At 61.2% G+C, this 25,015-nt stretch carries 19 protein-coding genes; 5 read left to right on the forward strand and 14 right to left on the reverse strand.

The annotated features are described in order from the left end of the window. Positions 1-15 precede the first annotated feature (15 nt). Complete coding sequence (locus P0D89_RS08845; protein ID WP_408376424.1) at positions 16-1,659, reverse strand: fatty acid--CoA ligase; 1,644 nt, start codon at positions 1,657-1,659, stop codon at positions 16-18. A gap of 309 nt (positions 1,660-1,968) precedes the next feature. Between P0D89_RS08845 and P0D89_RS08850 the strand changes: the two genes are divergently transcribed. Further along, positions 1,969-2,418, forward strand: coding sequence for a hypothetical protein (locus P0D89_RS08850; RefSeq protein WP_408359867.1), 450 nt, complete (start codon positions 1,969-1,971; stop codon positions 2,416-2,418). 18 nt (positions 2,419-2,436) lie between these two features. On the opposite strand, the gene P0D89_RS08855 is transcribed toward P0D89_RS08850, so the two are convergent. The 5 genes from P0D89_RS08855 to P0D89_RS08875 form a co-directional block, all read right to left on the reverse strand. Next, positions 2,437-3,924: an MdtP family multidrug efflux transporter outer membrane subunit gene (locus tag P0D89_RS08855; RefSeq protein WP_408359869.1), complete on the reverse strand. Its 1,488-nt coding sequence runs from the start codon at positions 3,922-3,924 to the stop codon at positions 2,437-2,439. Then, entirely contained in the window at positions 3,921-6,020 is a 2,100-nt protein-coding gene (locus P0D89_RS08860) for an FUSC family protein (RefSeq protein WP_408359871.1), read from the reverse strand. Before P0D89_RS08860 ends, P0D89_RS08855 begins: the two co-directional genes overlap by 4 nt. A 7-nt stretch (positions 6,021-6,027) precedes the next feature. After that, entirely contained in the window at positions 6,028-7,086 is a 1,059-nt protein-coding gene (mdtN, locus tag P0D89_RS08865) for a multidrug transporter subunit MdtN (protein WP_408359873.1), read from the reverse strand. A 19-nt stretch (positions 7,087-7,105) separates the two neighbouring features. Further along, positions 7,106-7,390: a YtcA family lipoprotein gene (locus tag P0D89_RS08870; protein ID WP_408359875.1), complete on the reverse strand. Its 285-nt coding sequence runs from the start codon at positions 7,388-7,390 to the stop codon at positions 7,106-7,108. 387 nt (positions 7,391-7,777) lie between these two features. Continuing rightward, positions 7,778-9,214 carry an ATP-binding protein gene (locus tag P0D89_RS08875; protein ID WP_494478161.1) on the reverse strand — a complete coding sequence of 479 codons (1,437 nt, stop codon included), beginning with the start codon at positions 9,212-9,214 and terminating at the stop codon, positions 7,778-7,780. A 658-nt stretch (positions 9,215-9,872) separates the two neighbouring features. Here P0D89_RS08875 and P0D89_RS08880 point away from each other — a divergent pair. Next, complete coding sequence (locus P0D89_RS08880; RefSeq protein WP_408359879.1) at positions 9,873-10,265, forward strand: DUF3331 domain-containing protein; 393 nt, start codon at positions 9,873-9,875, stop codon at positions 10,263-10,265. 79 nt (positions 10,266-10,344) lie between these two features. Here the strand turns inward: P0D89_RS08880 and P0D89_RS08885 are convergent, their stop codons facing one another. The 7 genes from P0D89_RS08885 to P0D89_RS08915 all read right to left on the reverse strand — a co-directional run bounded on the left by P0D89_RS08885 (position 10,345) and on the right by P0D89_RS08915 (position 16,826). Continuing rightward, entirely contained in the window at positions 10,345-11,790 is a 1,446-nt protein-coding gene (locus tag P0D89_RS08885) for an alginate export family protein (RefSeq protein ID WP_408376425.1), read from the reverse strand. A gap of 14 nt (positions 11,791-11,804) precedes the next feature. Continuing rightward, entirely contained in the window at positions 11,805-12,740 is a 936-nt protein-coding gene (locus P0D89_RS08890) for a VOC family protein (protein ID WP_408359883.1), read from the reverse strand. Between the two features lie 47 nt (positions 12,741-12,787). Beyond that, positions 12,788-13,531, reverse strand: a complete 744-nt coding sequence (locus P0D89_RS08895; protein ID WP_408359885.1) for a YoaK family protein — start codon at positions 13,529-13,531, stop codon at positions 12,788-12,790. Continuing rightward, entirely contained in the window at positions 13,513-13,749 is a 237-nt protein-coding gene (locus tag P0D89_RS08900) for a DUF1427 family protein (protein WP_408359887.1), read from the reverse strand. Before P0D89_RS08900 ends, P0D89_RS08895 begins: the two co-directional genes overlap by 19 nt. A gap of 45 nt (positions 13,750-13,794) precedes the next feature. After that, positions 13,795-14,202: a DoxX family protein gene (locus P0D89_RS08905; RefSeq protein WP_408359889.1), complete on the reverse strand. Its 408-nt coding sequence runs from the start codon at positions 14,200-14,202 to the stop codon at positions 13,795-13,797. A 13-nt stretch (positions 14,203-14,215) separates the two neighbouring features. Then, a complete protein-coding gene (locus P0D89_RS08910; protein ID WP_408359891.1) occupies positions 14,216-16,093 on the reverse strand; it encodes an amidohydrolase in 1,878 nt (625 codons plus the stop codon). A gap of 97 nt (positions 16,094-16,190) precedes the next feature. Continuing rightward, positions 16,191-16,826, reverse strand: coding sequence for a hydrolase (locus P0D89_RS08915; protein WP_408359893.1), 636 nt, complete (start codon positions 16,824-16,826; stop codon positions 16,191-16,193). A gap of 455 nt (positions 16,827-17,281) precedes the next feature. On the opposite strand from P0D89_RS08915, the gene poxB reads away from it, so the two are divergent. Next, on the forward strand, positions 17,282-19,003 hold the full coding sequence (gene poxB, locus P0D89_RS08920; protein WP_408359895.1) for a ubiquinone-dependent pyruvate dehydrogenase: 1,722 nt from the start codon (positions 17,282-17,284) through the stop codon (positions 19,001-19,003). Positions 19,004-19,080: 77 nt separating this feature from the next. Further along, positions 19,081-20,355 carry an MFS transporter gene (locus P0D89_RS08925; protein ID WP_408359897.1) on the forward strand — a complete coding sequence of 425 codons (1,275 nt, stop codon included), beginning with the start codon at positions 19,081-19,083 and terminating at the stop codon, positions 20,353-20,355. Between the two features lie 140 nt (positions 20,356-20,495). Here P0D89_RS08925 and P0D89_RS08930 read toward each other — a convergent pair whose 3' ends face one another. Continuing rightward, a complete protein-coding gene (locus P0D89_RS08930; RefSeq protein ID WP_408359899.1) occupies positions 20,496-21,134 on the reverse strand; it encodes a response regulator transcription factor in 639 nt (212 codons plus the stop codon). A gap of 690 nt (positions 21,135-21,824) precedes the next feature. Between P0D89_RS08930 and P0D89_RS08935 the strand changes: the two genes are divergently transcribed. Next, complete coding sequence (locus P0D89_RS08935; RefSeq protein ID WP_408359901.1) at positions 21,825-24,986, forward strand: PAS domain-containing protein; 3,162 nt, start codon at positions 21,825-21,827, stop codon at positions 24,984-24,986. The last annotated feature ends 29 nt before the right edge of the window (positions 24,987-25,015 follow it).

The following is a 25,015-nucleotide window of genomic DNA, read 5'->3' on the forward strand; positions in this document are numbered from 1 at the left end:
GCTCCTCGTAACCGGTCAGGCGAACTGCGCGCGCAACCACTTCTTGTTCATCTTGCCGACGCTCGTCTTCTCCAGCCCGTCGACGAACTTGACGATTTGCGGCACCGCGTACTTCGAGATCCGTCCCGACGCACTGAAGCTCAGCACATGACGCTTGATGTCGTCCTCGGTGGCCACGACGCCCTCACTGAGCACCACCAACGCCACCGGCCGTTCCCCCCATTTCTCATCGCTGATTCCGATGACGGCGACTTCGGCCACGCCTGGAAACAGCGAAATCAGACTTTCGATTTCGAGCGATGAGATCCATTCGCCTCCCGACTTGATCACGTCCTTGAGACGGTCCGTGATCTGGATGCTTCCTGTCGGGCCGATGTTCGCAATGTCCTGCGTGTGCAGGTAGCCGCCGCTCCAAAGGTGAGCGGTAGCCTCGGGATTGTTCAGGTAGCCCTGAGTCAGCCAGGGCGCGCGCACGACGACTTCTCCATACGCTTTGCCGTCGTGGATGGCCTCCTCCATGTTTTCATTAACGATGCGCAGATCGACAAGCGGTATCGGCAGGCCCGTCGTGCAGCGCAGGCGCAACTGCTCATCCTCGTCGAGCGACTCGGCGCCGGGCGGCAATTGCGCCAGACTCAGCACGGGACACGTTTCGGACATGCCGTAGCCGCCGAAGATGTCGATGCCGCGATCGAGCGCGGCACGCGCGAGCCCGTGCGTCAGCGCCCCGCCTCCAATGACGATCTTCCACTTGCTGAAGTCGGCGGACTTCGCTTCGGGACAACTGAGCATCATGTGCAAAATCGTGCTGACGCAATGCGAGAACGTCACGCGCTCGTCGCGCACGAGCTGCACCAGCCGATCCGGCAGATAGCGGCCCGGATAGACCTGCTTCACACCCAGCACGGTGGCGATGTAGGGCATGCCCCATGCGTGGACGTGGAACATGGGTGTGAGCGGCATATAGACATCGCCGCGGTGAAGGCGCTGTCCGGATTCGGGGCTCGACAACGCCGCCATGACGGTAATGGTGTGCAGGACCAGTTGACGATGCGAAAAATAGACGCCCTTGGGCAGGCCCGTTGTCCCCGTCGTGTAAAACGTCGTTGCGCGCGTATTCTCGTCAAAGTCCGGGAATTCGTAATGGTCCGAACTCGCGGCAAGCATGGCTTCATATTCGGCGGAGAACGGAATCGAGTGCTCAACGACCTCGCTGCCCTCCTCGTCGATCCAGACGAAGGTGCGCACCGTTTCGAGCTGGTCCTTGATCGCCTCGACGAGGGGCAGAAAATCGGTGTGAACGAACAGTATCTCCGCTACGGCGTGATTGATCGTGTAGGCGATCTCATCCGGTGACAGGCGCACATTGACCGTCTGCAGGACGGCACCCATCATTGGAACCGCGAAATAGCACTCAAGATAACGGTGACTGTCCCAGTCCATCACGGCGACGGTGCTGCCGTGCCGCGCGCCGAGGTGGCTCAACCCGTTAGCGAGCCGCGCGATGCGCTCGCGCAGTGTCGTATAGGTCATCCGCACCTGTCCGCGGTACACGATCTCCTGATTCGGCGCCTGAACGAATGGCGTGTGCAGCAGTTGCTTGATCAGCAATGGATAAGCGTAGGCCGTGGGCGCGGAGGCCTTGACATCGTCCCGCATCTGAATCTCCTTGAGTTCTGAACTGGATGGCGGGCAAACACGGCTTCATCGCTGCGTCGGCTTACAGTGTTGTCCCGATACGTCAATGATCGGGGCGAACGCGCTCTGGAAATATCCCCTGAACGGGGGAGCGGGAGGGGGGATGCGGGAGGGACCCGATTTTTATCTTTGCCGGCGGTCCATGACGCTTTCCGGGCCCTGAACAAGGCCCGAGCGTGGGTGCGCAGCGCTGGGGCGCGTTCATATCAGGAAAAATACACGCACGGGCGCTAATATGGACGACCGTGACTAGCCTTGAGAGCATGCTCCATGAACGCATCGGTTGTTTCCGCGCTGGCTGCACTGGTCGGCGCCGCCATCGGCGGCCTGACCTCGGTTCTTGCCTCCTGGCTGACCCAACGCACCCAGGTTCGTGCGGAGTGGCTCGCGCATGACCTCACCTGGCGGCAGGAGCTGTACAAGGCGTTCATCGAGGAAGCGACGAACTGCTACGTGCACGCGCTGCAACACACCGAGCCCGATCTCGCCGCACTCGGCGATCTCTACGCGAAAATCAGCCGCATGCGCGTCCAGTCGTCGCACGAAGTCGTGGCAGAGGCCGACATGATCGGACGCAAGATCGTGGACACCTACCTCGCGCAAGACAAGACTTTCATCCAGATTCGCGAGATGCTCGCGGATGGCTCGATCGATATTCTCGGCACGTTCGGCGACGTGTGCCGCGCGGAAATCAAATCGCTGCGTGCGCAGCAATTCTGAACGCTGTACCCGCGCCGTTCAACGCGGCTTCAGTTCGACGGGTGCGTCGGCGCGATAGCCGCCGCCGAGCGCCTTCGTCAACGCAATCTCCTGGCTGAGCACCTGACCGTTGAGCGTGAGCAGCGCCACCTGTTCGGCGATCACGGGCTGGCGTGCTTCGAGCGCCGCGAGCCGGTTCGTCAGTCCGCGTTGATAATGGGCTTCGACGCTGTCCCTCGCGAACGCAACCGATTCGATCCGTTGCTTCTGCAATGCGGTCTCCGCATCGAGGTCCTGCAAGCGGCTGCCGGTCTGCGCGACATCGCGTACCGCGTTGAGAACGGCCTGGTTGTACTGCTCGATCAGCAGGTTGCTGCCCTCGCGCGCGCCGCTCAGGTTCGCGTTGAGCCTGCCGCCGTCGAAGATCGGCAAGGTCAGACCCGGAATCAGATTGATCTGCTGGCTTGCATGCGTGAAGAGGTCCGCGAGATGCAGTGCGTTGAAGCCGAAGAACGCCTTGATGTCGAAGCTTGGGTAGAACGCCGCCTTTGCCGCGTCGATCCGGCTGAACGATGCCTCCACGTACCAACGCATCGCCTGCAGGTCGGGCCGCCGGGCAAGCAGTTCGTACGAGAGCGTCGCCGGCAGGGCCGCCTGCGAGCGCGGTAGCGCGATCGGTTCGATGGCGGGCAGGCCGTCGGGACCCGCGCCGACCAGCGCCCGTATCGACTCGCGGAGCTGCCTGATCTGCCCTTGCGCCGACACGATCTGCCGTTCGATGGCCAGTTGCTGCGCCCGTGCCTCTTCGAGCTGCGTGCGGGCTTCCAGACCGCGAGCCCCACGCGCTTCGTGTGCCTGCACCGCGAACACCGCTACCTCATGCGATTCGTTCAGCAGATCGATCAGCTGATAAGTGGTTTGAATGCCGTAGTAGAGCTGCGCGACATCCGTCGAGATTTCGAGTTCGACAGCGGACGCCTCGGCAAGCCGCGCATTGCTCACGCCGAGCGACGCGGCAATCTGCGCGCGCTGCTTGCCCCAGAGATCGACGTCCAGGCTTGCGCCGAGGCCGACGATGCCCTCGGTGTACCACGGCCCCGTCAGCCCCAATTCCGGTTGGTTCATCGCGAACGGGCCGAGAAAGCCGTTCGCGGAAACATGCTCGCGATCCAGCGACGCCAGCGCCGCCACCTGGAGATTCGACCCCGCTGCGACAAGCGCCACATCCGACTTGGCCTGCGCGACGCGCGTGCGCGCAATCACCATCGTCGGCGCGTTGGCGAGCGCCTGATCGATCAGCGCGTCTAGCTGCGCATCGCGATAGCGCGTCCACCAGTGCGCGGCGGGCCAGCCGTCGCGCGCGAGATGGATATCGTTCGCGAGGTTGATCTGCTCGGGCGCGATCTCCGAGTAGGGCGTGCCGTTATGATGGATCAGCGCACAACCCGGCAGTACGGACGACACCCACGCGACGCATAGAAAGCATCGACGCCATCGCCAGTCGCGTACGCCCGTTCGCACACTCATGTTCGTATGGCCGGTGATGCGATCGCCGCGACGGGTGTATCGACCCGCCAGTCCGGCAATCCCGCGATCTGCCGCGACAGTTCGTCCGCTGCGGCGATGAGCCCGCCGTCGACCGGTTCCACAGTTCGCGCAGTGATCCCGATACGTCGCGGCGTGCGGGCGTCGGGCGGGTTGGCCGCAAGTTCGTCCGCATACCGCTTGAGTTCGACGCAGGCCTGTTCCTGTGTCGCTAGCGCTGCATCGACCGCTTGCGGGCTCGACGACCCCGCAAGCGCCGTCAGCCTGCTGCGCAACGCATCGCCAGCGAGCATGACCTCGCGCCCCTGCGCGAGGACGGTTTGCGCGCGCAGGGTCAGCTGGGCCTGTTCCACTTCCTGCCAGTCGGGCTCGAGCGCGACGCGCGACAGCGTCGCTTCGCAATCGGCCAGCGCGGCCCACGCCTGCAACTGCCGCTGCGCGTAGGGCAATTCGTCCCGTGGGACGGCGCCCGCTTGTGGAGGACCCAACTGTGCAGCAATGGCGCGCAGCATCGTGGCAAGCTTCTGCCGCAGCACGTCGCCCTCGCCTTCGCGCCACAACGACATCTGCACGAAGGTCGCCACGCCGATGCCCAGCACAATGCCCACCATCCGGTCGCGGATTTCGGTCAGATTCGAGCTTGGGCCGAACTCTCCGAGCACCGCAAGCGAGAAAGTGAACATCACCTGAAGACCGGCGTAGCCGATCCTCTCCGAACCCGCCGATATCCACGCCCCGAGCGCGACGACAGGCACCGTCATCAGCAGCAGGCCGACGATGTCGTCTAGATGCGGAACGACGAACACGACCATGAACAGCGCCAGCACGCTGCCGACGGCGGCCCCGCCCACGCGCAACAACGCACGCTGCGTCGATGCGCCGAGGCTCGGCAGCGCGACGATCAGGCAGGTCAGCATGATCGTGTGGACGCCCTGCCAGTCAGCGGCGTTGTAGAACACGTAGCAAACCAGAACGGCAAGCAGCGTCTTGAGCGAAAAGCGCGCATACGCCGGATTGGTCCACGCGTCCGTCGCGACCATTGGCTCGCTTGCGGGCGGTTTGCCGGGTTCGGCACCGCCTGAGGCCAGGTCGGCGAATGCATGCAGCGCCCGTTGCAATTCGCCTGCAGCGGGAATCGTGTCGGCGGCAGCGCGCTCTTCAGGTGTCGCCGTGCTGGCGTAGCGATACGGCTCGCCGGACATCACCGATTCATCGAGCGCGCGGCAGTTCACGCGCAACTCGCGCAACATCGCCAGATGCGCTGACGTCGCTCCCGGCCGCGCGGGCGGCAGTTCACGCGCGGCGCGATAGAGGCGCGACACGGTCGCAATGCACGCCAGTTCCAGCGCCTGATGCTCGCGATAGAAGGCGTCGCGCATGGTGGCAAAGCGCAGCAGCTTTTGCAGCGTCAGCGCGCCTTGCTGGACGGCCGCCAGCGTGATCGGCTCGGTGTGCGTCGTGTCGTCGATCAGTTGCGTAAGACGCGTTTCCAGCGCCGTCAGTTGCCGATGGATTTCCGCCTTGAGCTGCAACTGCGGCTCAGCGGGCAGCAACAACGTATTGACCACGAGCGTCAACGCGATCGGATAGTTGACGGCAATCCACACCCACAACACCGCCCGGATCAGCAGGTCAGCCTGGTCGGTCTGGTCGACAAAGCTCTGCACGTAGATCACGACGATCGCGACGATGAAGAACACGACGCCGATCTTCAGCACCCGCATGAGGTACACGCTGCCGAAGAACAGCAGACTCGCGATCACGATGCGCAGCAACGGATAGTCGAAGGTGAATTTCAGCAGCAGGATCGACAGGCCGATGGCAAACGTCGATCCGACGATGAACAGTATGCCGACCAGGCGCGTCAACACGACGTTCGACTGCGTCACGAAAAACACCACCAGCAACGACAGCGCGAGCTCCGGCACTTCAAGCGTCATCGACGCGACGATCACGATGGCGCTCGTCAGGATGCAACGCAACATCACGTTGAGCCGCCCAGGATATGGCGCAAGCTCGCGCTTCAGGAAGTCGCCTGCATCGCGCAGCGTTTCGGGCAGGTAGTCGGCGGCGGTCATGGGCTCCTCACTGGCGCTCGCCATGGTTGCCGCGCCCGGGCTCCAGCACGGCCACCGCCGAGGTTCCGACGCGAAACAACTCCGGGTTCGGATTGTCGACCCGGATCTTCACTGGGAAGCGCTGCGATACATGAACCCAGTTAAGCGTGCGTTGAATGCGCGGCAATCCACCGGGCAATGCAAGGCCGGCTTCATCAGGCGCGACGCCATAACTGATCGAATCGACCGTGCCCTGGAAGCGCTGGCCGGTATCGCTCATCAGGTAGACCGTGGCGGGCGTGCCCGTGCGGATGCCCTTGAGTTCGGTCTCGCGAAAGTTCGCAACCACGTACCAGTGGCGTGTGTCGATCAGCGTGAAGACAGGTTTGAGCGCCGTTGCGAACTGGCCTGTCGATGTCTTCAAGGACGCAATGCGCCCGTCGAACGGCGCACGCACCGTCGCATATTCCAGGTTCAGTTCGGCAAGCGCGATCTCCGCCATGATGACGGCACGTTGCGCGACCAGCGCATCGACGCCGCTCACAGCCGCGGCCGCCTGTTGCGCCTGCAGTTGCGCGGCGCTGAGTTCGGCCTGCGTGGCGCGTTGCGCGGTGCGCGCGCGGTCGACGTCTTCCGCCGACACATAATCGTGTGACAGCAGCGGCTCCATGCGGTGCAGCGTATCGGACGCCTGGCTGGCCGCGGCTCGCGCGCGCTCGACGGCCGCGCGCACCGACTGCGCGTTGTACTGCTGCGCATTGACCGTGCGCTGGGTCAGCTCGATCTGACGGTCGAGCGCGACGAGGGACGCGTTGCCTCGCGTCAGTGCATCCTGATAGGGACGCGGATCGATGCGGAACAGCAGATCGCCCTGCTTCACCGCCTGATTGTCGCGCACGGCGAGTTCAACGATGCGTCCGTTGACCTCGGGCACGACGTCGATCGTATCCGCATAGACATAGGCATCGTCGGTACGCGGCGCGCGGTCCAACAGTCGGATGACGTAGACAAGCAGCAACAGCGTCACCACGACCAGGATGATGGCCGGCCACTTTTTCTTCGATGTTTTGCTGGCTACGCTCGCCATTCACCCACCCGATGGAGATTCAATGTTGGAAGAACATCAACCAGACAGCGAGGGCAAGGAAAGTGACCAGCGTGGGATACACCACGGCGGCAGGCCCTATCAGATGGCTGGCCTGCGACCGCCTGACAATCAGATGGATGACGACCGCGAGCACGACGCCCGCGACGATACAGAACAGCCAGTCGGGAAAGTACGCGCCAAGCACGCCAATCGACGGTGAGTTCACGCACCCCGACATCAGGGTTGCCGCAATCACGGCCATGCCGATTGCACGCTTCGAACACCTGCCTCTGGCAGGTGACATGTGTCGTTTCAAAGTCGTCCCTGTGGCTCGGATCAATGTCACACCTTGCAAATACGGCGACGTGCCTGCCTGGGGTTTCAGGCGTCGGGGGTAGCGAGGCAAACAGCTTCAGAAGCACCGTTCCTGCCTATACCAGTCAGCGGGATCAAGTGATTGTACGCATAGCAGTTTGTCACATTAATGCCAAAAGAGGCATTCCGCATCACATGAATATGCAATGTCGCCGCAAGAAACAAGGACGTAAAATTGCGTGCCAGGCTCGTGGTCGTTCCGTACACGGCTCGACGGATTGCCGGGCTGCGCAGCTGGGCAGAAGTCGTTTTCCGTATTCTCACTCGGGTCGCCTGTGACCTTGGCACTCACCAATGGCCGCATTCAGGCGCCACGCTATCGGCCATCCCTTGCAGCGTTTGAGCTCTGGATCGGAAGGCTGAAGCTGAACGTGACACCGCGGATCTCATTGCGCGCGGCCCAAATGCGACCAGCGTGTGCTTCGACGATCGTTCGGCAGATCGCCAGCCCGATGCCCATGCCTGTTTGTTTCGTGGTGAAAAATGGTTCAAATATCTTCTCGAAGTCGGCAAACCCGGTACCGCGATCCTCGACATCGATCACCACGCTTTGCCCGTCGCGACGCGAGCGGATCAATAGCAGCTTCGGCCGTTCCGTCGTTGCCGCCAATGCCTCGATGGCGTTGCGAACGAGATTGACGAGCACCTGCTGGATCTGCACCGCGTCGGCCCGGATTTTCGGCACGTCTTCGGCTAGCGTTGTTTCGAGCGAAACCGCGTTTCGCTGAATATCATCAGCCATCAGCGTGCATGCCTGAAGTATCAGTTTGTTGATATCGAGATCGATCATTTCAGGAGCCGTATGCTTGAAAAGTGCTCGAATGCGGCTTACCACGTCCGCCGCGGCATTGCCGTCGCGCACGACGTGCTCGGCGGAGAGTCTGGCTTGTTCAATGTTTGGCGGCTCCGCGGAGAGCCATCGCAGGCATGCGCGCCCATGCGCGACAACCGCCTGCAGCGGCTGATTGATCTCATGGGCGATTGAAGCGGACAATTCGGCGACCGCTGCGATCCGCGACGCCTGCGCAAGCTTCTCCTGGGCACCGCGCAACGCCTCCGCCAGTTTCGCGCCGTCGTCAATGTCGACTTCGAGGCCAAAGAACTGCATCACGCGCGCGTCGGCTGGCTCGTTGCGGCGTTGCTCGCGAGCGCGATCAATCTCGAACCTGGACAACAAGTGTCGCTCGCGCGACAACTGGTCGAGTAGCTTCAGAAGTTCGCGCCGGCCGCGTTCAGACCGACGTGCGCCTTCTTCGAGTGCGATGACGCAATCGGGCAACCGGAGCTGGCGATCGTCGTCGGCCAGATAAGTGCGGACAATGATCTGAGCAATGAGATCGAAATAGTCGAAAAGATATAGCGAGACGTCGAACAGCAGCTCTTTGGTGAGCCTTCCGTCCAGCTCACCCAGTGCGATGTAGGTGCTCCAGATTTCTCGCAGGCCGTAGCGCAACGCCTGCAGCAAGCTGCTTAGCGGTACACGCTGATGCTCGCCTCTTTGTCCGATTTCGCGGAAGACGGCCATATCCCGAGCCGACGGAGGTTCGCCCGACAAAAGCGTCTCGAACCACACTTTGGCTGACAGCGCGACCGAATCCTCGAGGTCCCGCATTGCAGAGGGAGAAAGCAGCTTGTATCCATCGAGCGACTTCAGTATCCCAAGTGCACGTTCGACCACAAGAGATAGATCGGCTGCGAGCGAAACGGTCTTTTCCCGCAGATCACTGCTAATTCTCGGTACGTTGGCTAACACGGCAATAGGTCTAAAAATATCGGGCGGACAGATTCGATGAACGAACGTGCTGGCGCTGTGACTGCGACTGCAGCTCCTGGTTGGACTCCGGCACATGCAGTGCAATGCGGGTCCATGCGGCTGTCGAGTCTCTGAGCGAGAGGGCGTATCCGGTGCCGGGGAATGTGGCGGTTCCGGAGAAGTCTCCGGTGGCCACGCCGCAGCGATGGGCCTGCGCACTGCCCGTCGTCCGGTCCGTGCTTCAATGCCCATCCGTTGTGTGCATGGTCTCCCGCGACGACGCGGCGCAACATCCCCCTTTCGGGGGAGACGCGCCTGCGGCGATGGGGGATGGGGGATGGGCAGCAGCCACACTCAAGCGGCAGTCCGCGGCATTCTCAATGTGTGTCTGAATAGTGCGTGCGATCGCTATCAGCCCGGCAGGTCGCCGCAGCATCGGGAATCGCCAGGTGCAAGGGAGCGCACGATCGTGAGCCTGATCGCTCAAGGACAGCCGAACGAGGAGATCACGCGAGACCTCGCGATCGGAGTTCCTCTTCCTGGTCAAATCCGGAAGCACTCCACATTCATGTAATGGCAGCCCGCAAACCGGTTACCTATCATCAAGCCAAGGCCGAGCGTTGGCTCGTTTGTCTAACGAAAATCGAGGAACCTCGCCATGCAAGCTCCCACTAAAGCAGACGGAACCTGGCAGTCGACGATGACGCTCCTCTCGAGCAAAGGCGAAACGCGGCTGCCCATCGGGTCCAGTCGCATCCGCCCGGTGTACGGTGAAGGCGGCTCTTCGACATGTGCCATCCGGATTCTGGAGCGCAATGGTCAGACCTCGGCGACTGTCGCGTGGAGCGATCCGACCTCCTGCTGCTACGGCGAACAGATCTGGCGGCGTTGCATCGCGAAGAAAGCCGGCGTTTGCGCCCTGAGTGGCCAGGCCATCGCAACAGGCGACGCCGTGTATCGGCCCAGGCGTCGTAATCCCGCACCACGAAACATCGAAGCGATGATTCTGGCCACAGTCATGCAGGACTTCCCTTTGGAGGAAGCTCTTTGACGGTTCAAATCCGGCTCTTCGTCAACGTCGCCGTATTTGCCACCATGGCCCGCGGAGCCAAGGCCGATCGAAGACACGCTCACCACCCGAACTTCGCTTCGACACCCACGTAATCCGCGTTGCGTGCCCCTAGTGCACGAATCGAATCGCCGACTTCGAAGTGCACCGCTTCGAGCGCGAGCGCAACGTGCGAGCTGACGAGCCAGTCGGCGCGAATCTGCGCATACATGCCTGTCCAGCGTGTTCCCTTCCCTGCCGTGCCGGGCACCACAGCCATCCCCTGACCGTAGATCGCGTCGGCCGTCGTCGCGCGCCACTGGAAACCGAGCGCCGTCAGTAGCGTGACCTTGGACGATACCTTGAACGTTATCGACGGCTTTACGTGAAGCAGGTTGCTATAGCCCGTGTACCCCGCCAGCGTGAAGTAGTAGCCGTTGGGAAATAGCGGATTGAACGTTTCGACGCGTCCGTCGCCGGGATGCCGGTCGCCCGATGCGCCATCCACCTGCACGCCGAGACGCGGCGAGCCCGCCACCGACGCGAATGTATAACCGCCCAGCAGCCCGAACGCCCACGCACCGATAGTGTCGTTGCCGACGTGCCCCGTCTGCACCATCGTTTCCGCGTCCCAGTCGAACGGGGCGACCTTGCCCGCATAATGCACATCGAACACATCGCGATGCTCGGTGCCTGTCGCGTCGAGAAAGTGCGCGTTATCGCGGTTGTAGAGCGACCAGTACGCGGACAGATCGCCCGGCCCCACGTTCGCGCGTTCCACGCGCACACCACTGAACGTGAGATGCCGGTTCGACACATCGTCGAAGACCGTGACGTCGCGGTACTGCACCGGTTGCGTCATATAGCCGATGAAACGCCACCTGTCGATTTCATAGTCGGCCCACAGCGCGTCGAACGCCTGGCGAACGTTCGGCCCGTCGCGCACGGAGACGAACCGCTGCAAGTCGAACGCCATCTCCTGGCGGCCGATCCGCGCCTTGAACGTGCCACCGCCTACGCCATAGACGAATGCGACGAACGCCTGCTCGATATCGAGCGGATTCTTGTCGACGGGCGAGACGGAGTCCTTGCCGAAGGGCCGCGCATCTATGAGCTGAAAGAACGCTTGCACATGCTGTCCGATGCGCGCATCGGCATGCACTTCGGCCCGTTGGATAACATAGCTGTCCGGCCCTGCACTGCCCAGCCCGAAGAGCGGCGTGTTGTTCAACTCGAAGCGCTCGCGCAGATTCGCGCCGAGCGAAAGATACGTCGACGGATCGCCGGCGAGCGGCATGTACTTGAGCGCATCGAACCGCTGGCGCGGCACGCATGGATTCGCGAGAGCCGACCAGTCTTCCTGCCAGCGATTGAACGACAGCGACGACGGCCGCTTCGCCGTGCATTGAGGCGCGACGGCGGTTGCCGCATTCGCTGTGCTATCAGCGGCGAATGCGTTCGTGCCCTCCGTCAATCCGCATACGGCGAACGCAGCGCTGGCAGCCGCCTTCGACATCGCGCGTCGCATCGATCGGCACACCGTCACTTCGTCAATTCGTGAATCTCGGCAAGATAGCCGCCGGGAAACTCGACCATAGCGGTGCGCCCTTCGACCATGCGATTCGCGGGCGCCAGCACTTTGACACCGACGCCCTGCGCTTTCGCGAGCGTCGCGTCGAGATCGGCGACCTGATAACCCGTCATCTCGCGGCCGAACGGGTAAGGCAGCTTGCCGTCGGTCACGAACACGAGCATATTGCCGAAGCCGGAAGTGATGCGCACGCGCCGGATCGTCTCCCCGGGCCGGCCGATTTCGCTGCCATCCGCATGGCGGTTGTCGGACACGACCTTGCCGCGCGAGAAGTGCACAAAGCGCTTGATGAAGTTGTCCGCGGATTGCGCGGACACGTAGACGCGATTGTCCGGCACCGTTGCGAGCGGACCGTACGACGGCGCCTTCGTATGCCAGTACAACTGCATGTTCAGCCCGCCTGGCCACTGAATGATCGCGTCCTTGCCGATCGGGTCATCGAATGTATCGACGATCACGTCCGCACCCGCTGCACGCGCCGCGCGAACGGCTTTGTCCATGTCGGTGACGAGATAGCCCGTGCGCTCGCTGCCGAACGGATAGGGTATCGGCGTCTGGAACGCGAACACCGACAACATGCCGACAGGCGTCTGCACGTATTGCGAAGCCGTCTTGCTCGGCGTCGGCGTGACCGTGAACACGGCGCGTGGCGAAGCCTTGCCTCCAAACGTCGCGACAAAGCTGTCGACGAACGCGTCGATGTCCTGGCTCGCGACATACACATGCGTCGTGTCGTATTGCGGACCGACGGACACGACGGGGATGCTCTTACCCGCGTTCTGATGGTCGGCCTCGGCGAGAGCCGGCGTACCCGCCAGAGCCGCGCCGAGCACAGTCAACGACACGACGGTGGCCCGCAACAATCGATACATCTCGACGGTACTCATGAAACACTCCTTGCTGGTGATGGACGCTGGCGCCTCCCGTGGCGCAATCAGATTTCAACTTGCGGCACGCCCGACTTTCGCGACAGCACCGCGAGCATGCATAGTGCGACGAGCGGCACGAGCAGCGCCCAGAACGACGCGAGCAGATAACCCGCCGCGCCTGCGCCTGCTCCTGTTGCAAAACCCGCGACGGCAGGCAGTGTGCGTAACAGACGAGCGCGCGCCGTGTCCCGCGTCTTCTGGTCGCCGGACGAAAACAGCAGATCGAACACGTCGATCACCGCCTGCGTGACATTGCCGGTCATCACGGTGTTCGCGACGACGGAGCGCGCGGTCAGACGTCCATGCGCGTTCTGAACGCCCATCGCCGCTGCGCCAAGCAGGCCGCAGACGATGGCTGTCGGCGCGTCGGCGTCGGTGATGGGCGCGGCCAATATGCCCGCCACCATGAAGCCCACCAGCAGCACCGTTTGCAGCAAGTACAGAGCGCACGCCCGTTCTCGGGCTGCACGGTCAAGCAGTTGGTTGTCGAGCACGCGCGCACACACGATTCCCGCGACGAACGCCGGAAACGCGAGCCACTTGATCAGCAGCCCATGCCCCGCGCCCGCGAGTTCCGAACCGATCATGATGAAGTTGCCCGTGACGTGCGCGGTGAAGAGGCCGAACAGCGCCACGAAACCGAGCGTATCGACATAGCCCGCGATCGCCGCCAACCACGTGTCCTCGCCTGGCACATGGTCGAACTGCGCCGCGGGCCGTGCATTCGCGCCTATTGATCTTTGCTGCATGACGAAGTCGGCTTGCCGCTCGCGACAGGCGGCACGCTCTGCGTTTGCGCATCGGGCGCACGTATTTGCGCGTGGACAAACGGAATCGCGTGCTCGCCGATGACGATGCCGAGCAGGCCCGCGAGCGCGATCAACGGCGGCGCGGGTGATTGCACGCGCACGAGGTAATACAGCAGGCCGACCACGAGGCCCGCGCCCAATGAAATCAGATATGGCATGGTTCACCCCTCATGCGCCGTTCCGGACGTGCCGTGTGCGAGTGCTCAGACCTGCCGTTGCCCGGACGCGCCCGGTCGCAATGCGATCCGGTAGCGCCCTGCGCCGCCAATCACAATCGTTCCGAACATGATCAGCAGCATCCATGCGAATTGCCCCTGGTCCAGCGTCCATTCGCGATGCACGAGACCCAGCGCGATCACGCTGACCAGCATGATCGGCAACGCGGCAAGCCGCGCCGCGATACCCGCGATCATCAGCAGCGGACACACGACCTCCGCGAAGATCGCAAAGCCCAGCGTCAGCGTTTTGCCGAAATGCAGTGGGTCTTCGATCGCATCGAGCTGGCTCGCGTAGTGGATCGCCTTAGGCAGTCCATGCACGAGCAGCACGAGCACGCTCGCTGTCACGCGCAGGAACAGCAGCGCGGCGTCGGGGGCGGAAAAACGGTTCATCGTTTGCGCTGGCCTAGAACGCGAAGCAGCTGCAACCGAGCGCGCCCCAGAACGTGTTCGCGTCGCTGGCGGGCACGTTGCTGCGCCATGCCCACGCATGCGCATGACGATGCACGCCGCACAGGTTTACGCATGCGTCGTTGCACGACTGTTGCAACGACGCTGCCGGACGATAACGCGCATAGCCGCCGTACTCCGTAACGGGCGACCACGTCGGGCTGACGGGCAGTGCGGGCGGCCCGAAGGTTTCGAACTCGTCGGCGGCATAGACGACGCGGCCGTTGACCACCGTCATCACCGACGTGAGATGCTTGATATCGCCTTCGCCGATCGTGAAGTAGTCGTCCGAGAGCACGGCGAAGTCGGCAAGCTGGCCAGGCACGAGCGCGCCCTTCTTCGTCTCGTCGTTTGAAAACCATGCGCTGCCGACTGTATAACGGCGCAATGCCTCCATCCTGTCCAGCCGGTCCCGCGCCGCGTACATCCGCGTGCCGCCTACCGTGCGTCCGGACACCAGCCAATACAGCGAGACGAACGGATTGAAGCTCGCCACGCGCGTCGCGTCCGTCCCCGCGCCGACGGGCAGACCGGCTGCCAGCATGTGTCGAATGGGCGGCGTGCGCGCAGCGGCTTCGGCGCCATAGCGCGCGATGAAATACTCGCCCTGATACGCCATCCGGTGCTGAACCGCGATACCGCCGCCAAGCGCCGCAATGCGTTCGATGTTGCGCTGCGAGATGGTTTCGCAATGATCGAAGAACCAGCGCAGGCCGTCGAACGGCGTGTCTACGTTAACGCGCTCGAACACGTTGAGAAAGCGCTCGATCGATTCGTCGTAAGTTGCGTGCAGCCGGAACGGCCAGCGGTTTTGCACGAGCAGCCGCACGACAGCTTCGAGTTCGCTTTCCATTGCGTCCGGCAGGTCGGGACGCGGCTCCAGAAAGTCCTCGAAGTCGGCGGCGGAGAACACGAGCATTTCGCCTGCGCCGTTCATCTTCAGAAAGTCGTCGCCGTCGCCGGGTTTCGTGACCTTGACCCACTTCGCGAAGTCTTCGATTTCCTTCTTCGCGTTCTGCGTGAACAGGTTGTAGGCGATGCGCACCGTCAGTTCGTTGCGCTTCGCGAGTTCCATGATGACCGCGTAGTCGTCGGGATAGGCCTGATAACCGCCGCCCGCATCGATCGCGCTCGTCACGCCAAGGCGATTCAGTTCGCGCATGAACTGGCGCGACGAGTTCACCTGATCGTCGAACGGCAGCTTCGGTCCTTTGGCAAGCGTCGCGTACAGCAGACCCGCGTTCGGACGCGCGATCAGCATGCCAGTCGGATTGCCTTGGCGGTCGCGCTGGATTTCGCCGCCCGGCGGATTCGGCGTGTCGCGGTCATAGCCGACGGCACGCAGCGCCGCTGCATTCAACAGCGCGCTGTCGTAGAGATGCAGGATGAAGACGGGCGTATCGGGCGCGATTGCGTTGATCTCCTGGAGCGTCGGCCCGCGCTTCTCCGCGAACTGGAATTCGTTCCACCCGCCGACCACGCGCACCCATTGCGGAGCCGGCGTGCGCGCCACCTGCGCGCGCAGCATCTGGAGCGCGTCGTGCAGCGAGGGCACGCCATCCCAGCGCAGTTCCAGATTGAAGTTCAGGCCCCCGCGAATAACGTGGAGATGCGAATCGTTGAGACCGGGAATGACCGTGCGCCCCTTCAGGTCGATGCGGCGCGTCGAATCGTTTGTCCACTGCATCATGTCGTGGTCGTTGCCGCTCGCGATGATCTCGCCTTGCGCGATGGCAAGCGCCGACACGAACGAACGTTTGTCGTCCTGAGTCGCGATCTTGCCGTTGTAAATCACCAACTCCGCAATGGGGGCGACCTGAATGGGTACGCTCATCGTTGCTCTCCGTGATGTTTGGACAACCGCGTCTCACGCCCGACGACAGCCGCGCCGCGCGTGACACATAGCAGGAAATGCATCGACTCAGCGCCGATCAGCCCGCCTCGCGCGCGTGCCCGCCGAGAATCTGCTTTGCGTACCGCACGCCGATGCCATACGCGGTGTGCGCCTTGAAGATCTCCATGACGCCGTCGTACGTTTCGCCGCGTGCCCAGTCGCGTTGCAGTTCGCACATGAACTGCACCGACGTCACCGGCACTGCGCCCGCCTGAACGACGCGCTGCACGGCACGCTCATGCGCTTCCTCGGTGATGTCCCCGCAGGCGTCGGTCGGCACGTAGATTTCGAAGCCTTCGGCCAGCATCTGCACGGTCGGGAATGCGACGCACACTTCCGTCCACAGGCCCGCGATCACGATCTTCCTGCGGCCCGTCGCCTTGATTGCGTCGCGAAAATTTTTGTCTTCCCACGAGTTCATCGAGGTGCGATCAATCGGCTTCGTCTCCGGAAACACCGACTGCACTTCCGGTAGCAACTGGCCGCTAAAAGAATCGGCGGCTACCGTCGTCAGAACGGTCGGCACCTTGAATAGCTTCGCGCTCTTCGCAAGGATCTGAACGTTGTGCAAGATAGTCGTGCGCTCGTGCGACTGCGTGCCGAAGAACATCTGCGGCTGATGGTCGATAAGGGCGAGCGCGCACGTGTCGGGTGTCAACAATTCATAGGCCATGAGTAGCTCCATTTCGCGAGAATGCGAGGGACCCGCGCGTTTGCATGAGGGCACCCGCGGCAGCGTCCGGTTAGTGGAAGAATCCAAGCGACGTTGCTTCGGCAACGCGAATGCGAACGGCTTCCCCGCTCCGCCTAGGCGCAAGATTCACGCTGCCGCATGGGCAGTACGATCTGGGGTAAATCGTCCACGGCGACAACATATAACGTTATGCTCAGCCAGGATATTGCATGTTTATGTAATCTGAGCCACGTCCATGTGCCTCGTCTCGCCTCGCTGCTCAACAAGCGTCGAGCGCCAATAGCCTCGTCAGGCTAATTCCAGATTCATGTAATAGCCGTCCTTCGCATCGCCCACTACCATCAAAAAACATGACATAGCGAAACGTTCGACTCAGTCACTGCGGCTTGGTGAATCCGGACTGTAGTAATTTTTCTTATCCAGGGAGATGTGAAATGGCAACCATAGCTGCCGACTACATGGTGGGTGCACTAGTCAATGCGGGAGTCAAGCGTGTGTATGGCGTGGTGGGGGATTCGCTCAATGGATTCACGGACTCTCTGCGCCGGGATGGTTCGATTGAATGGGTTCACATGCGGCATGAGGAAAGCGCGGCGTTCGCGGCGGGTGCCGAAGCTCATCTGACCGGGCAACTCGCGGTCTGCTGTGGGAGTTGCGGTCCGGGGAATCTGCATCTTATCAATGGCCTGTTCGACTGCCATCGGAGCGGCGTTCCAGTTCTCGCTATCGCCGCACATGTCCCAAGTACGGAAATCGGCATCGACTATTTTCAGGCTACCCACCCCGAAGTGCTGTTCAAGGAATGTAGTCATTACGTCGAACTCGTCCACAGTCCCGACCAGCTTCCGCAAATTCTGGGCCGCGCCATCCGGACGGCGGTAGCGCGAAAAGGCGTCGCCGTGGTCGTCGTACCAGGAAATGTGGCACTCGGGCCTCTCACCAAACCCGTGCCGCAGTGGAGCGCGCCTTCCGCTCCGGTGATGCACCCATCGAACGATGAAGTCGCGGAACTTGCACGCCTGTTGAACCGGTCGTCGCGAGTAACGTTGCTGTGCGGCGCAGGTTGCAAGGACTCCCACTCGGAAGTCGTAGAACTTGCCCGTAAACTGCAGGCGCCAATAGTGCACACGCTGCGAGGCAAGGAGTACATCGAATACGATAACCCGTTCGATGTGGGAATGACGGGTCTTGTTGGGTTCGCATCCGGTTACTCCGCGATGAAGAGTTGCGACATGCTCCTGATGTTGGGCACCGACTTCCCTTATCGACAGTTCTACCCGGAGAATGTGACCGTCGCGCAAGTCGATACCCGGGCGGAAGCACTCGGCAATCGATGCCCGCTAGAGCTCGGCGTATTGGGAACGGTCAAGGATACGCTCAATGAACTGCTTCCAATCATTCAGGAGAAAACGGACAGCGACTTCCTGAATCGCGCGATCGACGACTATCGCAAGGCTCGCCAGAGTCTGAATGCGCTGGCGGAGCCGGAAGCGGGCAGCAACACCATCCATCCGCAGTACGTGACCAGGCTCATCAGCGAACTGGCGGACGAGGATGCCATCTTCTCCTGCGACGTCGGCACCCCCATCGCGTGGACGGCCAGATACCTCAAGATGAACGGCAAACGGCGATTGGTTGGTTCGTTCAATCACGGCTCGATGGCCAACTCACTGTTGCACTCGATCGGCGCGCAGGCCGCGTTCAGGGATCGACAGGTGATTTCGATGTCGGGTGACGGCGGCTTCGCCATGATGATGGGTGAATTCCTCACGCTGATTCAGACAGGGTTGCCGGTCAAGGTCGTCGTGCTCAACAACGGAACGCTGGGCTTCGTGGAAATGGAGATGAAGGCCAGTGGGTTCCTTGATACGGGATGTGACCTGAAAAATCCGAACTTCGCCGCGATGGCCAATGCGATCGGAATTAAAGGCGTGCGCGTCGAGCACCCCGCAGAGCTGGAACAAGCGCTAAGCGAAGCATTCGCCCATCCGGGTCCGGCTCTCGTCGACGTGGTGAGCGCACGCCAGGAGCTCGTGATGCCTCCTGCGACTTCCGGTGACCAGGCTTATCACTTTGGACTGTTTATGCTTCGTGCCGTCATGGACGGTCGAGGCCAGCAGCTCATCGACCTTGCAAAGGTCAATCTGTTCCGGTAATGCGGTCCACCTGACTTGTTTCTCCGCCGCGCGTTGGCCCGTACCCGGTTGATCGGCAATTCAAGGGAAATCGAACCATGTCCAGCAAGGCCGCAAGCACTGCGAGTATTTCTTCAGACCGCGAGCACGTACACATCGGCTTCGTCATCGCGTGGCTTTTCTGTGCCGCGTTCTATTTCATGCAGTACATGCTGCGTTCCGCGCCGGGCGTGATGGTCCCCGAGTTGAGTACGGCGTTCGCCCGCGATGCGCTGGGCGTGGGCACGCTCGTCGGCCTGTACTACTACACCTATGCGCTGTTCTCGATTGTTTGTGGTGCGTTGCTCGACCGGCTCGGCGGCAAGGCCGTCATTCCGGCCGGCATCGTTCTGGTTGCCGTCGGCGCGGGACTGTTCGGGCTGGGCAGCGTCGAGGCCGCGCAAATCGGTCGCCTGCTGCAAGGCGCGGGCTCGGCATGCGGGTTCATCGGCGCGGTGTATCTGGCCACCCATGGCTTTCCCCCGCGCTCCCTTGCGACTGCCGTAGGTTTCACTCAATGCTTCGGCATGCTGGGCGGCTCCGCGGGTCAGTTCGCCGTTGCGCCTCTCATTCACGGCCTGATCACGTGGCAACAGTTCTGGTGGCTATCCGGCCTCGTGATCTTGTTGATCGCCGTGCTGGTGCTGATCGCGACACCGGCGGCGCACGACGACAGCCCAGCCGGCCAGGGTTCGTGGATGAAGATGTTCGCGCCGTACAAGCAAGTGCTGTCCAATCCGCAGTCGTATCTTTGCGGTTTCTGCGCCGGTCTGCTGTTCTTGCCGACTACGGTTGGCGACATGATCTGGGGCATTCCCTTCCTGCGCAACGGTCTCGACGTCAGCTATGCGGAGGCCGTCAATCGCGCGAGCATGGTGCCGCTCGGCTGGGTGATCGGTTGCCCGCTGTTGGGCTACCTGTCCGACCGTCTGGGCCGTCGCAAGCCGGTGTTGATCGCAGGCGCACTGCTGATGCTGGCGTCGGCCGCAGGCATTTTCTATCTGCCGGCCGGTGTGGCGCCGCCTTACGTGCTGGGCCTGCTGCTCGGCATCGGCTCCGGTGCAGCTATGCTGCCCTACACAGTGATCAAGGAAGTCAATCCGGACAACGTGAAGGGCAGCGCCAGCGGCGCGATCAATTTCCTGGTGTTCACCTTCAGCGCGTTGCTCACGCCCGCGTACGGCAAGCTGCTCGGCCACCTTGCGAACGGCGGTGTAATGAACCTGCCGGTGTTCCGCGCAGCCGGTTCCTGGCTGCTCGGTGGCATCGTGCTCGCAATGGTGCTTGCGATGTTCATGCGCGAGACCGGACCACGCGGGCGCGCGAACACATGAGGCTGTACATTCAGGCAAGCGGGTTCGCAAGAGACGTCAAAACGCGTCGGTCATCGTTAATGACGGCAACGGTTCGAACCGGAGGAATGAGCGTACCTTTCCTCCGGGTCATCGAGACTCGTAAAGGCTTAATGTTGGCGTCAAGCTTCGAACGTGATCGTCGACGAGGTGTCGAGTTGCAGTTTGCTTGCCTGCCTGACGAGAGTGGCAAATGAATCCGCCCGCATTTTCCTCATTATATGGCCGCGATGTATCTGGACCGTATATTCAGTGATGCCAAGGATTGCCGCCACCTGCTTATTGAGCCGGCCGCTTGCGAGCAATGGCATAAGCTCCTGCTCACGAGGCGTCAGCGATTGATAGAGCGCCTGGAGGGTCGCCGCAGCTTCCGCTTCCTTGTGAAGAACGTGCGCCCTGGCAAGAGCCGCATCGACCGTGCGCATCAACGCGTCTTCGTCGACGGGCTTTGTGAGGAAGTCTACAGCCCCACCCTTCATTGCCAGAATAGCGGACGGCACATCTGCTCTTCCAGTAATGAAAATGACGGGGATCCGGGAGTCCATACTGACCAGCTTCTGGACTTCCAGGCCGTTCATGCCTGGCATGCTCATATCCAGGATCAGACACGCAACGACATTTCGACGCCGGGTGTCCAGAAACTCTCCACCTGAATCGAAGGTCTGGACGTCTCTCCCATTTGCGCGCAGCAGCGCCGACAGAGCCTCTCGTACCCGACTGTCGTCGTCAACCAAATACACCAGTTCGTTTGCGGATTCCATCGAACCCCTCCGTGGTTAGGTAAAAACCGCTCCTAACGGTCGGTAAGCCGGTCTCTGATAGACCCGCTGAATGTGGCTCTCATGTGGGCGCGCCGACGAGAAATTATAGCCATCCGAAACGTCTTCCGGAACCCACGAATAGCGTGTTGAGCATTACATGATTATGTAGTGTCACCACCGCCTATGAAGTTGTAGGGTAATTGTTTCGCCTCATTGGCCTGACCGCAAATTGCTGGCGCGCGCGCGCAGAGACGTCACTTCCAGCGGCTGTGGGCAGCCATTCGCTTTGGTATGACATATCCACTTGGCCCATCTATTCGATTCGTACGCTCCGCGGCGCGCGCTAGCAGACCTCTTAAGTACTACAGGAAATAACCGGCGACACTCCCCGACCAGATTTGCGAGCAAGGAACCCTTGCGCTCGAAAAATCCCGCCATCGGCGATGGAATTCAGAGTCCTACAACTATGCGCCGACGAACTCCGAGGTTGACATGCTTACCGTGTTGATACCACGCCCGTCTCGGAACGTTGCTCTCAGCGTCGCCATATCAGGTGCGTCAGGCGTGGCGGGGATCCTTGAACCAATTACGGGCTGCCCTAGCCTCCTCCTGGTTGCCCTGTCCGCGCATTTTTTCGGCCGGAGCCTCGGGCGTCTGGCCGCCGGATTCGGCTCGCTTGGGATAATCGCCGTGGCGATCGCTTCCAATCAACCTCCTTTTGCCTCCAGTTCTATCGCCCGTTTCGCTGTCGCAATTGCCGCGGCCTGGCTTTGCGCGGAGGTCGTCTCCCGGCGCTCCCAGGTGCCAGACTCAATAGACGGATTGAAAAATGAGCCTTTTGACGAACAACTCCGCCAACGATACCAGACACTGCAAGGTGTCAGCAGTCTCGTTCCCGGCCATATGTGGATCGCGCTGCCCAATGGATCCATTGAATACCTGAGTCCCAGCCTTTGCGAATACACAGGCATAAAAGCGGCGGTTTCCTGCGACTTTTTCCGAGCCGCAATCCACCCGGAAGACCTGCAGGCAAACGACCGATATTGGAACACACTCAGGGCAGGAAATGATCCGGGAGAGCTTGAGTTTCGGCTCAGATGTATCGACGGCGAGTATCGGTGGTTTCTCTGCCGTGTCAAAGCAATAAGAAACGACAACGGAAGGCTACTACGATGGGTCGGCGTGAACTGGGACATACACGACCGGAAGATTTCGGAATCGCTTCGTCGAACCGAAGAGGAAATCTATCGGCGCATTGTGGATAGCGTGCCGGCATGTGTATGTGTCGGTGGGCCCGCCGGCGAGATTCTCTACGTGAATAGAGTTGGTGTTGCCGCGCTGGGAAGACCAATGGAGGAAATAGTCGGTGACCGATGGATGGACTACATTCACCCCGATGACGTGCAGGCTGCACGGCGGCAATGGAGCGCGCACATTGCCGCGCGTGAACCGGTCGATATGGCAGTGAGGATGTTGCAGCACGACGGCGTATACCGCTGGCAGCGTCTTCTCGCGGAGCCGTCACGCTGCGCAAACGGGGACGTCATCAACTGGTACCTCATCGGAATGGAAATCGAAGAGACCATCAAGGCTCAACAGGCATTGACAGCAAGTGAGAGAGAAGCCAGAGAACTCCTCGACCGACTACCGGGCCGCTTCGCTACCCGGACAGAGCAAGATTTCGACTTCATCAATCAGCAGATTCTTGAGGAAGCGGGGACAACCCTTGAGGGCATGCAGGGTCTCGGCTTTTTGCGATTCATTCACCCCGATGACCGCGACAGGGTAAAGGAGGGCTATCTTCGCTCTGTTCAAGATAAGAGCGCCTACGATACAACCTACCGATGGGCAGACCATGACGGTGATTATCGGTGGCGTCACTCGCGCTCGGTTCCTTACTTTAACGATGACGGGACTGTCTACAAGTGGTATGCCGTGAACATGGACATTGATGACCTGTACAAGTCGAAAGAGGTCATCCGTGAACGGGAAGTTCAACTGAACTGGCTGGCGGAGAACGTTCCCAGCCTCCTCTGGCGCACGGATTCCCATGGCCGCCTGGAACATGTGAACAAGCGCGCTGTAGTCTACACTGGACTTCGGCTAGATGAATTGATATCGCACGGCTGGCGTCACCTGGTGCATCCCGAGGACCTTGCGTCAACCATGGAAGCCTGGCAAGTTTCTCTCGAAAGCGGGAGACCTTACGACTGGGAATATCGGTTCCGCGCGGCCGACAATACGTATCGCTGGTTTCAGTCCAAAGGCATCCCCATGCGGGATGCCAACGGTGATATCGTGAATTGGTATGGCCTTTTGACAGATATCCACGAGCGGAAGTTGGCGCAAGAAGCCCTTCGCACAGAAGAGCTTAATTTGCGAAGGCTCGTAGACGCATTGCCCGCGATGATCTGGAGGGCCACACCGCAAGGAGACGTCGACAGATGGAATCGGCAAATGCTGACGTTCATGGGAAAGAGCGGCGAAGAATTCGACGGGGAAATGTTGCTTAGACTCATTCCGGAAGCTGACCGTCTTCGTGTCCGCTCGCACTGGAGGCGCGCTGTCGAGGAAGGTGCGTCGTACCAGGACACGTATCCGGTTACTGGCGCCGATGGAAAACTGCACTGGTATCTCGCTCGCGGCGAACCGTTTCGAGACGAAAGCGGACAGGTTCTGCACTGGTACGGCGTATGTACGGACATCAACGATCTCAAACAAACGGAAGCGGCGCTCGAACGGCGGGAGCACCAGTTAAGAGAGCTTATCGAGACCATCCCCGCCATGCTCTGGTGCAATGATCCACGAGGGGGACTCACCTACATCAATCGGAAAACCGCCGAATTTGTCGGCCTGAGTATTTCGCAGGTCACGGACCTCGGCTTTAAGAAGACCATCCACTCTGACGACCTGGACAGCCTGCTTCAAGCGTGGAGACACTCGGTCGAGACTGGCGAACCCTACAGCCACGTTGCGAGGCTTCGCCGAAAGGACGGGGTTTACCGGTGGCACCAGCACACGGCTGAAGCAATGAGAGACTGCGATGGCAACATTGTCCAATGGTACGGCCTCAGTCTTGATATCGACGAGCCGAAGCGGGCAGAAGACCGGCTCAGGCAGGCCCATGCTGAACTCGCCCGGGCAACCCAGATTGCCACGGTCGCGGAACTCTCGGCGTCCATCGCACACGAACTCAATCAACCTCTCACGTCCGTTATTGCTAATGCGCAGGCATGCAAGCGGTGGCTCGCAGCGTATCCGCCAAACTTGACGGAAGCCAGAGCCTCCGTGGAAAGCGTAGTTCGAGATGCCCGTTCCGCTGACGAGACCATGCAGAGCATCCGCGCGCTGTTCAAGCGGCAGACATGCCAGAAGCTGCAACGGAATGTGAAAGACATGGTCCTCGAGGCCGTACGACTCCTACGGGAAGACGAAACCAGGTATGCCGCCGACATCGAGTTCGACTTGCCTGCTAGCCTGCCGCCGGTGTACGTCGACCAGATACAGATTCAGCAGGTTCTTCTTAACCTCATCACGAATGGGATAGAGGCCACGGAGAACTCGGGACGCACACCCAGGATTCTAATTACCGCATGCTCCCTTGATGACAGGTCCGTCCTGCTCGAGGTCATCGATAATGGGTCGGGCATTGTCGGTGGCGACAGCATATTCGACTCATTCGTCACGACCAAGAGCAAAGGAATGGGCATCGGGCTGGCGGTGTCTCGCTCGATTATCGAAGCTCATGAGGGTCGTCTCACTGCCGCCAATAACGAGGGCTTCGGAGCAACTTTCAGCGTCGTCCTGCCTGTCTTGCCTGCGCAAATTTCCTTGAATATGGGCGCCAAATAGTGCACCCGGGGCGATGTTGCGCCGCTCCT

This window comes from Paraburkholderia sp. RL18-085-BIA-A (genome assembly GCF_046027075.1).
Classification (GTDB): domain Bacteria; phylum Pseudomonadota; class Gammaproteobacteria; order Burkholderiales; family Burkholderiaceae; genus Paraburkholderia.